This is a genomic window from Bradyrhizobium sp. 137 (assembly GCF_023074095.1).
Taxonomy (GTDB): domain Bacteria; phylum Pseudomonadota; class Alphaproteobacteria; order Rhizobiales; family Xanthobacteraceae; genus Bradyrhizobium.
In genome coordinates this window covers 73,238-87,141 of the sequence record NZ_JADPKU010000044.1, presented here as the reverse complement: position 1 = coordinate 87,141, position 13,904 = coordinate 73,238, and the positions used below count along the sequence as shown (strand labels likewise).

Genomic DNA, 13,904 nt, shown 5'->3' with positions numbered 1-13,904 from the left:
GAGCCCTCCATGTATCACCACGTCAAAAAGCTGATGTTCACCGTGCGCGTCGACGAACCCGATCCGCGCTTCGGCAATATGCTCCTCGAGCAGTTCGGCGGCGCCAATGGCGAACTCGCGGCCGCGATGCAATATTCGATTCAGGGGCTGAATTGCGAGGACCCCGACCGCAAAGACCTCTTGATGGATATCGGCACCGAAGAGCTTAGTCATCTCGAGGTCGTCGGCTGCCTGGCGCGGATGCATCTTGCGCCTTCAAAGAACGACCGTCAGGCGGCGGAAGCCGATCCGCTCATTGCAATTGCCGGCGGCGGTGGCGTCAATCTGTTCAATTCGCAGGGGAATCCCTGGACCGCCGACTATCTCAAGATCACCGGCGAGCTCGACGTCGACCTGCGCAGCAACATCGCCGCCGAAGCGCGAGCCAAGATCGTCTACGAGCGTCTGATCAATTTCTGCGACGACGCCGGCAGCAAAGACGCACTACAATTCCTGATGACGCGAGAGATTACGCATATGAAGGCGTTCGCGCGCGCACTCGAAAGCCTGTCCAAACCGGCCTTCAGTGTCGGCCGGATTGCTCCGACGCCTGGCCTCGTGAACCAGTACTTCAACGACTCCACCGGCAGCGGTGACCACGGCGAAATCGACACCCGCGGTCCGTGGAACGAAGGCGAAGACTGGGTGTTCACCGAGTCCCCGGCACTGCAGTCCGCGGAGCCCGGCGCTGCCACATCGATCGTCACGGAGAGCTCGCCGCCCGTCGACGAAGCCGGCCTGACCGATCTTCTGCTTCACGAGCTGCGTGACATTCTCCATGCCGAGAAGCAGTTGACCAAGGCGCTTCCGAAGATGGCGCAGGCCGCGCGTTTCGATCAGTTGCGGGAACTGTTCGAGCAGCATCTCGCCGAGACCGAGAACCAGGTCGAACGCATCAACGAATGCTTCGAGCTCCTCGGCGAGAACGCTCGGGCCAAGCCTTGCAAAGGCATGATGGGGCTGATCGAGGAAGGCCAGGAGGTCATGAAGGAAGGCGAAGAGAAGGAAGACGCAGCCGCCGACCTCGCGCTGATCTCAGCGGCTCAACGCGTCGAACATTACGAGATGTCCGGCTATACCACGGCACGCAATCTGGCCCAGCAGCTCCGTCACAGCGCGGTCGTCGCTTTGCTCTCGAAATCGCTCGCCGAAGAAGAGAATGCCGATCTCCTGCTCAATCAGGTGGCGCGGTCGCTGATGTCGGTGGCGAAGATGCCCGCCGCACTGGAGCAGGCCGAATAGGAAGCCAGCCCAACGCGTGTGCGCACTGAGTTCAACCGCCCCCTCTACGGGGGCGGTACGCGCTGCTCCTCGTACTGCGCTGGCTGACTGGCTGTTCTTTGGCGAGTGGATCGCGCCGTCGATGACGCTCTTGACGATCGAACTGCTTACGTGCCGGTGCTGTTCAACTATGCCGCAATCGACCCTGCGCCGAACCGATCTTCTTGCGCAACCGCGAGCGGATTTCGACGCCTTCTGCACCAGCCGCCCGCAACAGGGTGGCACCAGGATGGGCTTGGCGATGGCACTCGCGGTAATGGCGAGCCATGGCGATCCGGCTCAAGCCGGCCGACCAGGGCCGCGGCTTTCGAACTTCAATTCCCAGTCGCCTATTCCCTGTAGCCTAGATGGCGAACACCCAGGCGGCGACGATGGTGCCGATGGTGACCAGACCGGCGATGGTCCAGCCGGCGGCATATTCCAGCTCCGGATGACCGGTCGCCCGCATGATCTCTGCCGGATCGGCGGTATGCTTCTCTGCCATGACGGCCTCGCACATTACTCCCCGCGTCCTATGTAAGTCGCATCAGCCGCAATTAGGTTCCATCACGGACGTGCGAGGAATGACGCAGCTAGGCTTGTTCGCAGAACCGCAGGAAGGGCCCGCTGGGCTTCGCTACACGGACGATTTTATCGAGGCGGCCAACGAGCAGGCCTTGATCGGCCGCATCGCGGCATTGCCGCTCCAGCGCTTCCAGTTCGGCGTCTTCGAGGGCAATCGCCGGGTGGCCTCGTTCGGCTATCGCTACGACTACTCCCTGCAACGACTGGCCGAGGCGGAGCCAATCCCGGACTGGGTGGCGCCCGTCGCGCGCCAGGTCGAGGCGTGGGCGGGTCTGCCGTCGGGCGACATCCGGCAGGTGCTCTGCACCGAATATGAGGTTGGCGTCGGCATCGGTTGGCACCGCGACAAGCCGCATTTCGACAAGGTCCTCGGCCTGTCGCTCGGCGCGCCCTGCAAATTCCGCTTTCGCCGCCGCAACGGCGACCGATGGGAGCGTCACACGCTCGAAGCCATGCCGCGCTCGCTCTACATGATGGACGGCGAGGCACGGTCGCAATGGGAGCACAGCATTCCGCCAGTCGAGGCGCGCCGCTATTCGATCACCTTCCGGACCATGAAGCGGGCCTGACGGGCGGTCCAAAACAAAAACTGCGAAAACAACCCCATGCACAGTAGAAAGCCGTTTCCGGCTCGAGGCTTTGCGGCGCTGGGCAACGGCTTGACAGATCGAGATAAAACGGCTGCGCCGCGCAATCGTCCCGCGGCCCGCCAACTTGCGTGCCAAGAGCGGCTGCAGGCCGGGCTGGATGCCCGTCCCGTGCCGACCGAGGTGCCGTGAAATCGCCTCAAGCCGAGCCAACTAATGGGGCGAATTGAATAGACAGGCCAAACCGGCAAGCCAATATGAGGCACGCAAGGCCGGCATCACCATGAAGAATTATCTGGCATTTTTCCTAACTCTGACCATGACCTCGGCCTCCGCGCACGGACCCTTGCCGGCGCGGCTGTCGCCGCCGTCCGATCTCGTCCAAGTGGGCCTCACCGACTCCGACACGACCGCCGGCGGCACCGCGCGGCTGTGCGAGCAGGTTACCTTCTCGCGCGGTTTGCGCTATGGCGAGAGCGAGGCCAATGTGCTCGACGTCGCGACCAGCGCGACCAAGGCGGATACCCCGCGGCCGGTGCTGCTGTTCGTGGCCGGCGACTCCTTCACCGGCGACCGCGCCGCGCCGGAGCTGGCTCGCCAGATCCAGGACCAGGCGATGTGCTTTGCCGCGCGCAATGACATGATCGGGGTCCGCGTGGGCTATCGCCTGGCGCCCGGCGCGACCTGGCCCGCCGGCGCGAGCGACGTGGCGGCGGCGCTGTCCTGGGTCCACGGCAATATCGACCTGTTCAACGGCGATGCCCGCGAGATCGTCGCGGTCGGCTACGGCGCCGGCGCCTTCCATGTCGCCACCCTGCTGGCGCATCCCGAGCTTCAGGCCGACCGCGCCGATGTGGCCGCCGTGATCCTGGTGTCCGGCATCTACCGTGCGGGCAAGGACGCCAGCGACAGCGAGAAGGCGTATCTCGGCAGCGACGCCAGCCAATATAACAAGCGCTCGGTCTTCCCCGGCATCCTCAATGTCGACGTGCCGATCGTGCTGGCCTGGGCCGCGGACGATTCCGCCGGTGTTGTGGCGCAGGGCGAGACCCTGAAGAAGACGCTCTGCGGCGCCGGCCATTGCCCTCGCAGCGCGCTGCTGCGCAGCCGCGACGGCATCGCGAGCGCCTTCGGCCTCGACGGCTCCGGCGACAGCCTCGCCGAGCCGACGCTGCTGCTGGTGCATCAGCTCGAGGCGCGGGGACTGCCGTAGAGGGCGTGACAGCAGGGCTGCCATTTCATTCGGTCCCTGCGCTGCGTTGAAGCGGGCGATCAAGCCATACGATCGCCAAACGCTTGACCTACACCAACCAGCCTTGGTGGGGATCGAGCCGACCTCTCCGGGGCCAACGTCGAGGTGCCGACCATGCGCGTCACCGGCAGACTATCCTTCGTTTTGATCGTCGCCTACGCCTCCCTCGGGGCGATGTCGCAGCAACGTGCGGAGCAACCCACGACCGACAAGGAAATCCGCATCGGCAATGTCATGCCGTATTCGGGACCGCTGTCGGAGTTCGGCGCCATCGGCCAGGCGGAGGCCGCCTATTTCGACATGATCAACGCGCGCGGCGGCATCAACGGCCGCAAGATCCGCTTCATCTCGCGCGACGACAATTCCGATCCGGCGACTGCGCTGGAGCTGACGCGCAACCTGGTCGAGACCGACGATGTGCACTTGATGTTTGGGTCGTTCGGCACGCCCGGCAATCTCGCCACGCGCTGGTATCTGAACGAGAAGAAGATCCCGCAATTGTTCGTCGCCTCCGGCGACGAGGAGCTGAGCCAGCCAAGCGCGTTTCCCTGGACCATGGGCTGGCAGCCGTCGTTCCGGTCGGAGGGGCGCATCTACGCCAACTACATCCAAGCCTATTATCCCCGGAAGAAGATCGTGGTGCTCTGGCAGAACGACCAGTTCGGGCGCATGCTCTACAAGGGCGTCCAGGAGGGCCTTGGCGATTTGAACCGTCATGTCCTCGTCGACATCGCCTTCGACATTGCCGACGAGCATCTCGAGGGGCACGTCTCGATTCTCAAGCGCGCGGGCGCCGACATCTTCGTCTTTCTCGGCGTGCCGTCGACGGCCTCCAAGGTGATCAAGCTGGCGGCCTCATTTAATTGGCATCCGGTGTTCATCATAAACGATGCCTCCGCCTCGATCGCCAATGCAATGGCGCCAGCGGGCCTGGAGAACTCCGCCGGCGTGATCTCCGCGGCCTTTCTGAAGGATCCGAGCGATCCCGCATGGAAGGACGATTCCGCCATGAAGGAATGGTTTGCCTTCATGGACAAATACCATCAAGTCGAAAGCACGAACAACAGCGCGGCCGTCTTTGGCTACGCCGCGGCCGAGGCGCTGACGCTCGTCCTGAAGCAATGCGGCGACGACTTCTCGCGCGAGAACATCATGCGTCAGGCGGCGTCGATTAGGGGTCATCACCCCTCCGTTGCGCTGCCCGACATCAGGATGAATACCTCGCCCAATAGCTATCTGCCGATCAAGCAGATGCGGCTCGTCCAGTTCGACGGCCGCTCCTGGCAGCCTTTTGGCGACGTGATCGAGACCGCCTTCACGGAAGGCGCGGCGCGGTGAGCTCACGCGCACCGCTGGGCTACCCATCCCCGCAGAAGGCAGGCCTATCGCATATGATCTTGGCGGCAGCCACAGCGCGCGCCTCGACCGCTTCATAATCGCTCTGCGTTTTATGAGAGTCGCAACAGGCACCTTTTCGTTTGATCGCGAATGCTTAAGATCGGCGCCTTCCTGCATCCGCTCCGCCGGGAGAGACCCATGACCGAGACTATCCGCATCAGGCGCTTCCATGCGCGGCCGGTGATCGTGCCGATGAACCTGCCGCTCCAGACCTCGACGGGGGCAATCGCAAAAGCGCCGCTGGTGCTGATCGACTGCGAGACCGACCAGGGCGTGCGCGGCCACGCCTATCTGTTCTCGATCACGCCGTCGGCCTTGAAGCCGTTGACCGCCATGGTCACGGAGATGTCAGACCTCGTCGCCGGCGACGAACTGCTGCCGTTCGAGATCGAGCGCAAGCTGTCCCAGCGCTTCACGCTGCTGGGCCTCGCCGGCCTGCAACGGCTGGCGCAATCCGGCATCGACATGGCGGCCTGGGACGCTCTCGCGCGCACACGCGGCCTGCCGCTGGCCCGCCTGCTCGGCGGCGCGCCGAAGCCGGTCAAGGCCTACAATTCGAAGGGGCTCGGCCTCATGCCTGCAGGCGCGGCGGTGGATGAAGCGCACAAGCTGCTGGCCGAGGGTTTTCGGGCGGCAAAGATCCGCGTCGGCCGGCCCGATGCGCGGGAGGATCTCGCCGTCGTGCGCGCGGTGCGCAAGGCCGTCGGCGATCAGGTGACGCTGATGTGCGACTACAATCAGGCGCTGACGGTCACGGAAGCCATCCGCCGCGGCGAGATGCTCGACGACGAGAGCTTGAGCTGGATCGAGGAGCCGATCCGCCACGACGACTATTCGGGCTGCGCCCGCATTGCGGACGCGCTGCATACGCCGGTCCAGATCGGCGAGAACTTCGACAGCGCATTTGCGATGCAGTCGGCACTCTCCGCAGAAGCCTGCGACTACGTGATGCCCGACGTCCAGCGCATCGGCGGCGTCACCGGCTGGCTGCGCGCTGCCTCGCTGGCACACGCCGCCGGCATCGAGATATCGACGCATCTGTTCTCGGAAGTCAGCGCGCACCTCTTGTGCGTGACGCCGACCGCACATTGGCTGGAATATGTCGACTGGGCGGACGCGGTGCTGTCGACGCGCCTCGCGATCAAGGACGGCTTTGCGTTGCCGAGCGAGGAGCCCGGCAACGGGATTGCGTGGGACGAGGCGGCAGTCACCAAATATCTCGTCAGCTAATCGCGCCTACCGCGGGTAACGGCGCTCGGCGGCGAGATCGAGCTTGCGAAAGTCGGCGGGCTGCCCTTCGCGCGAATTCAACTAAGAGCTCGGGTCGTCGCCCTCAAGGGCGATCCCTTGATGCTGGAGAATATCTTCGTGGACGAGTGATGTTCATCTCCGAGGTCGAGTTAGCCGATGCCGCATTCCGCGATCAGGACCCAGATCGACTTCAGGGACGTCAACGGCGCGCACGTCGTCGCCGCTGGTTCACCTGGCTGATCTCGATGTGTGGAAGACGCGTCTGCGTGAGAGGCGCTCCCTTCACCGGCGCTCACCGGAGTCGCGCCGGTAGCGGAAGTCGCAATGATCGGCGCCTTGCATGATGGTCTGCGTGCGCGTGAGCGTGATGTCAGGGCCGAAGCCATCTGCTGTCGCAAAGTCGGCGGTGCAGATCAGGAGGAAGCCGAGCTCGGGCTCGCCGAGCGCCTTGTAGAACTCGGCATAGGCGCATCGTTTCACATCGAAGGCGAAGACGTCTTTCGACTGCTCGATGACGTCATAGGCGAGCGCGTCGCCGCGGGCATAGGTCTTGAAGGCGGACGCGACCGCCTGGCCGAGGTCTGTCTCGTCCTTGTTCAGGTTCTTCGATTTCCAGAATTCCTCGCCGAAGCCGCGATAGAGATCGCCGAGCGCCTTGCGCACCAGCGTGTTGGCGCGCGCCTCGCCGAGTTCGGCCTGCAATGCCTTGACCAGCGGCACCAGCACCTGCGCCTGGATTTTTGCCTGTTCGATGACGGACACGCTCATGGGCAGCCTCGCGTCTTGGATCAAGGCCGTAGATTTATGAGTGACGGTGAAGACCATCACCGCAGAGGATCTACGACTGCGGCAAGAATAGCCGCGATAGGGACGATTGGCTAACTTTCCGCAGGATAGACCAAGCTGCCGTCAGCCATGACGCGCCGCCGGATTCATCTCGGCCGGATTGACCTGCCCTGGTCCCAGAATGTGAAACACGGTTTCCCCGGCGGCGAGCAGATAATCGGTGATGATGCGTCGGTGACATCGCCACCACAATGTTTCCGCGCACATGATGGCGCAGCGCTGCGTCTGCCCGAGATCGCGCAAATGAGCGAGACCATGGTGAAAGGCCGCGCTCATGGCATGGTCCGCATAATTGTGAAAGCTGCCGTTCTGCCAGAAAGCATTGGTCTCGCGCGGCACCTCGCGCTTGCGGCTGCGCAGGCCGCCGAGCGAGGCGATATGCTCGTAGCCGATCGAAACGGCCGCGAGCGACTGCGGCAGCGTGTCGCGATTATACTGCGGATTGGTGCGCGAGCGGGGAACGGTGCGAACGTCGGCCAGATATGTGATCGAGCTGCCTCGGAGCAACTCGACGAATTCCCCAATCGAACGCGTGGCATGGCCGATGGTGAAGAAGGGATGAGCCATGGGGATGCCTTGCTCACCTCACGTTCGTCAGCTCTGCAACAATCGCAACGCCTTGCCCTTGTGCAGGGCGACGTGATCGGTCTGGTCGCTCTTGATCTCGTATTGCGGATCGTCCGGCGTAGCGTGTGGACGTAGCCCTTGTAGTCGACGTCCTCGGTGTGCGCGCGCAGGATACGGCCGCGCACGCGGCCGGCCTCCGAATTCCAACTGACGTGATCGCCGCGCTTGAAGGTTTTCGGCATGGCGGACCAATATCGATGGCATCGGACTGTTCCAAGGACACCCCAGCCCGTCTACGCTTCGCGTTAGGATACGTTGAATCGTGGCTTGCCGAGCCGTAGCTCGCGGCGATAAGCCCGCCTGCGCCCTTGGGGCTTCGGCGTGGCATCCTTCTCTCGCTTCGCGAGCGAAGGATGGTGGGCACGACAGGGATCGAACCTGTGACCCCTACCATGTCAAGGTAGTGCTCTCCCGCTGAGCTACGTGCCCTAGAGGTCGTCTAGATCGGGTGGGGTCCCTATAACGGCTCAGGGGAGCCTGTGCAAGGACGGAAGGGGGCCGATTCAGGCCGCCAGCATCTTGTTCACTTCACTGACCAATTCGCGCAGATGGACGGGTTTGGACAGCACCTTGGCATTCTTGGGGGCGTCCGAATCCGAGTTCAGGGCGACCGCGGCGAAGCCGGTGATGAACATGATCTTGATGTCGGGGTCGAGTTCCGAGGCGCGGCGGGCGAGCTCGATGCCGTCCATCTCCGGCATCACGATGTCGGTCAGCAGCATCTCGAACGGTTCTTCCCGCAACCGCTGATAGGCGGCCATGCCGTTGTCGTGGGACGAGACCTGAAAACCAGCGTTTTCCAGCGCCTTGACCAGGAAGCGGCGCATGTCGTTGTCGTCTTCGGCGAGCAGTATCTTTGGCATGGCAGGAAACGTCGAATCCCCAGAGGATATCAGCAGAGGTCACTAAGCCCGACAGAGGGTAAATTTGGGGTGAAAATCTTAACCCTGAGACGGCTGCCACTGCCGGTCCCTTGTGAACCGGAATGCAGTTCGAATCAATCGAGCCGCCACCGCATCCCCGCCTCCCTGCCCGCACGGTTAAGACGTGTTCCAACGTCCATCGCATCTTTTCGCTTGGCAGAATGGTTGCGATTCCGGACAATGACGACACATAAGAGCCGCTCGATCGGCCGAATCAATGCGATCTGGACCACGCCAGATCCCGGCGCGAAGGGACGAAGCCTGAGAAGATGACCCGGTTTGACGGCGCGACGTCGCCAGCCTTCGAGATCGTGGAGCCCGCGCAATGGCGTGCCCCGGTCATCTTCAACTCGCCCCATTCCGGCTCGACCTATCCGGACGAATTCCTCAGCGCCTCCAGGATCGACCTGCCGACGCTGCGGCGGTCCGAAGATTCCTTCATGGACGAGCTGATCGGCCATTTGAGCGATCGCGGCTTTCCCACCGTGCGGGTCAACTTTCCCCGCTCCTATGTCGACGTCAACCGCGAGCCCTATGAGCTCGACCCGCGCATGTTCACCGGCCGTCTGCCGAGCTTTGCCAATACCCGCTCGATGCGGGTCGCTGGGGGCCTCGGCACCATTCCGCGCGTGGTCGGTGACGGACAGGAGATCTACCGCGACCGCATCCTGGTCGACGACGCGCTGGGGCGCATCGAGACGCTGTATAAGCCCTACCACCGCGCGCTGCGTCGGCTGATCAACAAGGTACACCAGATGTTCGGCACCGTGGTGCTGGTCGACTGCCACTCGATGCCATCGGTCGGCGTCTCCCGCGACGAGCCGCGCCGGCCCGACATCGTGATCGGCGACCGCTATGGCACGAGCTGCACGCCGCTGCTTCCCGACCGCATCGAGGAGACCATGACGGGGCTCGGCTATTCGATCGGCCGCAACAAGCCCTATGCCGGCGGCTTCATCACCGAGCATTACGGCAACCCCGCAAGCGGCTTGCATGCGGTGCAGCTCGAGCTCAATCGCGCGATCTACATGGACGAACGGCGGCGCGAGCGCGGTCCGCGCTTTGCGCAAGTCGCAAGCGACTTCGCCATCCTCGCCGACGTGCTGGCGGCCACGATCCCGTTCGGCGATCTCGGCCCGTTCCAGGCCGCAGCGGAATAGGCTTGGATTTTTCCCCGAACGATCCGTGCCATGAGCAACGGCGCGCGCGTTTCGCTGCGCAGCGCCGCGCGCTGAAAACGAAAGCAGACCCGGAAAGAAAAAAGGGCCGCTTCTGATGAAGAAGCGGCCCAAGTCTAGGGAGGAAACGCCCAAGGAGGGCAGCGGTAACGCAAAGCGCTACCGCACCGCAACAATATGCGACCGCGCCGCACAAAGTGCAAGGGCTTTTGAGCGATTTCCCATGCAAAACACACATGGCTCAGTTGCTTCTATGGAAACCCAGATTCACTTTCTTTAATAAGAGAATTCAATGGGTTGATAGATGTTTGCATACGAACGAGGCATGATTGGAACTAAGTTTTCAACGCTGTGATCGATATTTGGCCAAGAGATGACTGAGATAAGGCAGCCGGCTGCGGCATTCAAAATACCAGGGAGCATTTAAAGACAGCGCTGCAAGATTCTGCCGATTTGAGCTAGGCAGAAGCGAGCTTCATTCGACTTTCGCTTTTGAGGATACGCCGTGACGGTGATCGACTTCTCAGCTTTCATCGGACGGCTCGCCACCGTCTCGGGCGAAACCATCCTGCCGTTCTTCCGCACCTCACTGTCGGTCGACGACAAGAGCAAAACCAAGGATTTCGATCCCGTGACGGAAGCCGATCGCGCCGCGGAGGCAGTGATGCGGCGGCTGATCAAGGCCAGCTTCCCCCAGCACGGCATCGTCGGCGAGGAGTTCGGCAATGAGCGCGACGACGCCGACTATGTCTGGGTGCTCGACCCCATCGACGGCACGAAGTCCTTCATCGGCGGCTTTCCGATCTGGGGCACCCTGATCGCGCTGCTGCACAAGGGCGCGCCGGTGTTCGGCATGATGCACCAACCCTTCATCGGCGAACGCTTCTCCGGCGACAACGGCTCGGCCAATTACAAGGGCCCCTCCGGCGAGCGGCGGCTCCAGGTCCGCCGCTGCACCTCGCTCTCGCAAGCCACGACCTACACCACCAGCCCGCTGCTGATGAACGAGCGCGACCGCGCCATCTTCGGCCGCATCGAGCAGGGCGCGCGGCTGTCGCGCTATGGCGGTGACTGCTACTCCTATTGCATGCTCGCGGCCGGCCATGTCGACCTCGTGGTCGAGACCGAGCTGAAGCCCTACGACATCGCGGCGCTGATCCCGATCGTGACCGGCGCCGGCGGCATCGTCACCACGTGGGAAGGCAAGCCGGCCCAGGGTGGCGGCCGCATCATTGCGGCCGGCGACCCCAGGGTCCACGAAGAAGCACTCAAGCTATTGAACCAATAACAACGCGAGCGGAGGGCTTGCATGACCGTCTCACGCAGGCTGCTCCTCGGATTGTTCCTGCTTCTGCTGCCGACACTCGCCTCCGCGCAGAATTTTCCGGCCAAGCCGATCAAGCTGATCGTGCCGTTCCCGGCCGGCGGTCCCAACGACATCATCGCCCGGGTGATCGGCCAGCGCATGTCGGAACTGTCGGGGCAGCCGGTGCTGATCGACAATCGCGGTGGCCAGGGCGGCGTGCTCGGCACTGACGCCGTCTCCAAGGCCGCGCCCGACGGCTACACCGTCGCGATCTCCTCAGCCGGCGCGCTGGCGATCAGCCCGAGCATGGAGAAGGTCGCCTACGACACGCTCAACGACCTCACGCCGGTGACGCTGGTTGCGACCGTGCCGGAAATGCTGGTGGTCGCAACCAACGTGCCCGCCAAGGACATCGGCGAGTTGATTGCGCTCGACAGGGCGCAGCCGGGAAAGCTCAACTTCGCCTCCTCCGGCCCCGGCAGCCTGCCGCATCTCGCCGGCGAGCTGTTCAAGTTGACGGCGAAGATCGACATCGTGCACGTGCCGTATCGCGGCGCCGCGCCGGCGGTGAATGATCTGCTGGGACAGCAGGTGCAGATGACGTTCCTCGACCTGCCGGTGCTGCTGCCGCAGGTCAAGGCCGGCGCCTTGCGCCCCATTGCGGTCGGCTCGGCCGAGCGCGCACCGACCGCGCACGACGTGCCGACCACCGCGGAAACGGGATTTCCCGCGCTACGTATCGAGAACTGGTACGGCATGGTCGCACCCAAGGGCACGCCGAACGAGAATCGTCGCCGCGCTGCATGCTCTTGCGACGAAGGCGATGGCCGATCCGGCGGTGAAGGAGAAGCTCGCAGCCCAAGGCGCGACGCTGATCGGCGATGAGCCGGAGCATTTTCGCAGCTTCATCGCGGATGAGACCAAGAAGTGGGCGAAGGTGATCAAGGACGCCGGCGTGGAGACGGCGAAGTAAAGCCCACAGACCGGAAATAGTTGGTCGAGCCGGTCGAAATACGGAATTGCGTGGAGGTATGCCTTGGCCTCTATCAGCTTCTCGCTGCCTCGACGCAGCAATGCGATATGGGTATCGACGCGCGCGGCGACCTCGCTGTCGAGCTCGAGCACGAGCCGCAGCACGCCATTGGCCGCCGGATGCTGAGGACCGAAATTGATGCTGAAGTTCTGAGGCTCGAAGACTGTTCGGGTATCCTGCTTCCGATCGAAACGTCGCAGCGATTACCGTAGCCGCGATCCACCGCGAGCGGCTTCATACAGGTTAATCGCACGCTTGAATCCCTGGGATGCGCGTGCTGCGCGCCGCTTTGGAACGCAGCCTCACCGGCTGCGTTCATTGTCGAAATTGGAGATTTTCAATGAAACATCGTTTGCTGATGATTGCCGCCGTCCTGTCGTTTGTGACGAGCTTCGGCCCTTCGACGGCGGTCGCACAGGATCGCTACTGCCTCCAGGGCCGCATTTGGGGCTATCCGGGCAATTGCCAGTTCGCCAGCTACGCTCAGTGCATGGCGACCGCATCGGGCACGCAGGCCTATTGCGGCATCAACCCTCGACATGCCTATGCACGCCGCCACAGGGGATACCGGTGATCGGCCTGAATCAGACTGACAACCGGGGCCCGCCTTGACTGACCGCGCCGCTGAGCCGAGCGGCGCCAAGACAGCAGAGCGCCAGCTCACCGCCGTTGTCTTCTCCGGCGGCCTTGGGCTCGGGGCGTATCATGGCGGTACGTTCGAAGCGCTCACTTCTCTCTCGCCACAGATCGATTGGGTGGCCGGTTCATCGTCCGGTGCGATCACGGCCGCACTGATCGCGGGAAGCCCGAGCGCCGATCGGATCCGGACTCTAAGTAATTATTGGCATGGACCGGGCGGTCGTGCCGGTCCGCCGAGCGCCCGCCGTCATCTGTCCGCCTGACTGAGCTCGATCAATACGCGCCTACTTGGCCATGCCGGCTTCTTCCATCCCCGTCTCCCGCTTCCGGCACCTCACTTCGGCGGCCTGTACGATCTCGGCCCGACGCGCGAACGCCTTCGTCAGCTGGTCGATTTCGACCGCCTGAATGACGGTGATCCCCGCATCACGATCTGCGCCACCGACCTCGAAAGCGGCGACGCCGTGCTCTTCGACTCCTCGTCGGAACGGATCGAAATGGATCACATCCTGGCCAGTTGCGGCTTCCTCCCTGAGTTCGCGCCAGTGCAGATTGCCAGCCGCTGGCTCGGCGATGGCGGGTTCTCTCTGAACGCACCATTTGAACCGATCCTGGAATCCCCGAGCCCGCTTCGCCTCTATGTGATCGACCTCTTTGCGCGCGACGGCAAAATCCCTGATGGCATCGAAGCCGCAGCCGAGCGCAAAAGCGACCTGACCTACGGCAACCAGACATTTCAGCGCCTGGACCATGCCCTGGAAGCCCGCCAGCTCCGCGCAGAGTTGCAGGGGCTTGTTTGCGACGACGTCGTCTATCTCCTGAGCTGCCGCCCGGGTCGCGAGGAGGCCGGACCCGAAAAATCCTTTGATCTTTCGGAAGCGGCGATGGCGCAGCGGTGGCGGGCGGGCCTTCTGGATATGCAATATGCAGCAAGCGTCGCCCCGATCCGGAACGGGATCTGCACCGTGCGCCGGCGATAG

General features: G+C 63.3%; 12 protein-coding genes, 1 tRNA gene and 4 pseudogenes. 10 read left to right on the top strand and 7 right to left on the bottom strand.

Going from position 1 to position 13,904, the window contains the following annotated elements; translation table 11 throughout:
* Window positions 1-9: 9 nt before the first annotated feature.
* Window positions 10-1,281 carry a DUF892 family protein gene (locus IVA78_RS09615; RefSeq protein WP_247277667.1) on the top strand — a complete coding sequence of 424 codons (1,272 nt, stop codon included), beginning with the start codon at window positions 10-12 and terminating at the stop codon, window positions 1,279-1,281.
* Window positions 1,282-1,663: 382 nt separating this feature from the next.
* Here the strand turns inward: IVA78_RS09615 and IVA78_RS09610 are convergent, their stop codons facing one another.
* Complete coding sequence (locus IVA78_RS09610) at window positions 1,664-1,804, bottom strand: hypothetical protein (RefSeq protein WP_007597071.1); 141 nt, start codon at window positions 1,802-1,804, stop codon at window positions 1,664-1,666.
* 79 nt (window positions 1,805-1,883) lie between these two features.
* Here IVA78_RS09610 and IVA78_RS09605 point away from each other — a divergent pair, with 79 nt between their 5' ends.
* The 4 genes from IVA78_RS09605 (at window position 1,884) to IVA78_RS09590 (ending at window position 6,351) form a co-directional block, all read left to right on the top strand.
* Window positions 1,884-2,453 (top strand): alpha-ketoglutarate-dependent dioxygenase AlkB, encoded by a 570-nt coding sequence (locus IVA78_RS09605; protein ID WP_247277668.1) that lies wholly within the window; start codon window positions 1,884-1,886, stop codon window positions 2,451-2,453.
* Window positions 2,454-2,754: 301 nt separating this feature from the next.
* Window positions 2,755-3,684, top strand: coding sequence for a carboxylesterase family protein (locus tag IVA78_RS09600; protein ID WP_346015515.1), 930 nt, complete (start codon window positions 2,755-2,757; stop codon window positions 3,682-3,684).
* 153 nt (window positions 3,685-3,837) lie between these two features.
* Complete coding sequence (locus IVA78_RS09595; RefSeq protein ID WP_247465140.1) at window positions 3,838-5,061, top strand: ABC transporter substrate-binding protein; 1,224 nt, start codon at window positions 3,838-3,840, stop codon at window positions 5,059-5,061.
* 198 nt (window positions 5,062-5,259) lie between these two features.
* Window positions 5,260-6,351, top strand: coding sequence for an enolase C-terminal domain-like protein (locus tag IVA78_RS09590; RefSeq protein ID WP_247277671.1), 1,092 nt, complete (start codon window positions 5,260-5,262; stop codon window positions 6,349-6,351).
* A 303-nt stretch (window positions 6,352-6,654) separates the two neighbouring features.
* Here the strand turns inward: IVA78_RS09590 and IVA78_RS09585 are convergent, their stop codons facing one another.
* The 5 genes and pseudogenes from IVA78_RS09585 to IVA78_RS09565 form a co-directional block, all read right to left on the bottom strand.
* Complete coding sequence (locus tag IVA78_RS09585; RefSeq protein WP_247417104.1) at window positions 6,655-7,140, bottom strand: L-2-amino-thiazoline-4-carboxylic acid hydrolase; 486 nt, start codon at window positions 7,138-7,140, stop codon at window positions 6,655-6,657.
* Between the two features lie 141 nt (window positions 7,141-7,281).
* Window positions 7,282-7,785 carry a DUF488 domain-containing protein gene (locus IVA78_RS09580; protein ID WP_346015513.1) on the bottom strand — a complete coding sequence of 168 codons (504 nt, stop codon included), beginning with the start codon at window positions 7,783-7,785 and terminating at the stop codon, window positions 7,282-7,284.
* Between the two features lie 27 nt (window positions 7,786-7,812).
* Window positions 7,813-8,027: pseudogene (locus IVA78_RS09575) on the bottom strand (DUF2945 domain-containing protein).
* Window positions 8,028-8,199: 172 nt separating this feature from the next.
* Window positions 8,200-8,274 (bottom strand) — tRNA-Val (locus IVA78_RS09570).
* 74 nt (window positions 8,275-8,348) lie between these two features.
* A complete protein-coding gene (locus IVA78_RS09565; RefSeq protein WP_007597092.1) occupies window positions 8,349-8,708 on the bottom strand; it encodes a response regulator in 360 nt (119 codons plus the stop codon).
* Window positions 8,709-9,037: 329 nt separating this feature from the next.
* On the opposite strand from IVA78_RS09565, the gene IVA78_RS09560 reads away from it, so the two are divergent.
* From IVA78_RS09560 to IVA78_RS09550, 3 genes and pseudogenes are all read left to right on the top strand, one after another.
* Window positions 9,038-9,928: an N-formylglutamate amidohydrolase gene (locus IVA78_RS09560; RefSeq protein ID WP_247277673.1), complete on the top strand. Its 891-nt coding sequence runs from the start codon at window positions 9,038-9,040 to the stop codon at window positions 9,926-9,928.
* A 523-nt stretch (window positions 9,929-10,451) separates the two neighbouring features.
* The gene (gene hisN, locus IVA78_RS09555; protein WP_247277674.1) at window positions 10,452-11,234 is read left to right on the top strand and encodes a histidinol-phosphatase; all 783 of its coding nucleotides are present in this window, start codon (window positions 10,452-10,454) and stop codon (window positions 11,232-11,234) included.
* 21 nt (window positions 11,235-11,255) lie between these two features.
* Window positions 11,256-12,225: pseudogene (locus IVA78_RS09550) on the top strand (tripartite tricarboxylate transporter substrate binding protein).
* 11 nt (window positions 12,226-12,236) lie between these two features.
* Here the strand turns inward: IVA78_RS09550 and IVA78_RS09545 are convergent.
* Window positions 12,237-12,485, bottom strand: a pseudogene (locus tag IVA78_RS09545) (hypothetical protein); the annotation flags it as partial.
* Between the two features lie 140 nt (window positions 12,486-12,625).
* On the opposite strand from IVA78_RS09545, the gene IVA78_RS09540 reads away from it, so the two are divergent.
* Together IVA78_RS09540 and IVA78_RS34545 are read left to right on the top strand one after the other, a co-directional pair.
* Window positions 12,626-12,859, top strand: coding sequence for a DUF3551 domain-containing protein (locus IVA78_RS09540; protein ID WP_247277675.1), 234 nt, complete (start codon window positions 12,626-12,628; stop codon window positions 12,857-12,859).
* Window positions 12,860-12,893: 34 nt separating this feature from the next.
* Window positions 12,894-13,904, top strand: a pseudogene (locus IVA78_RS34545) (patatin-like phospholipase family protein).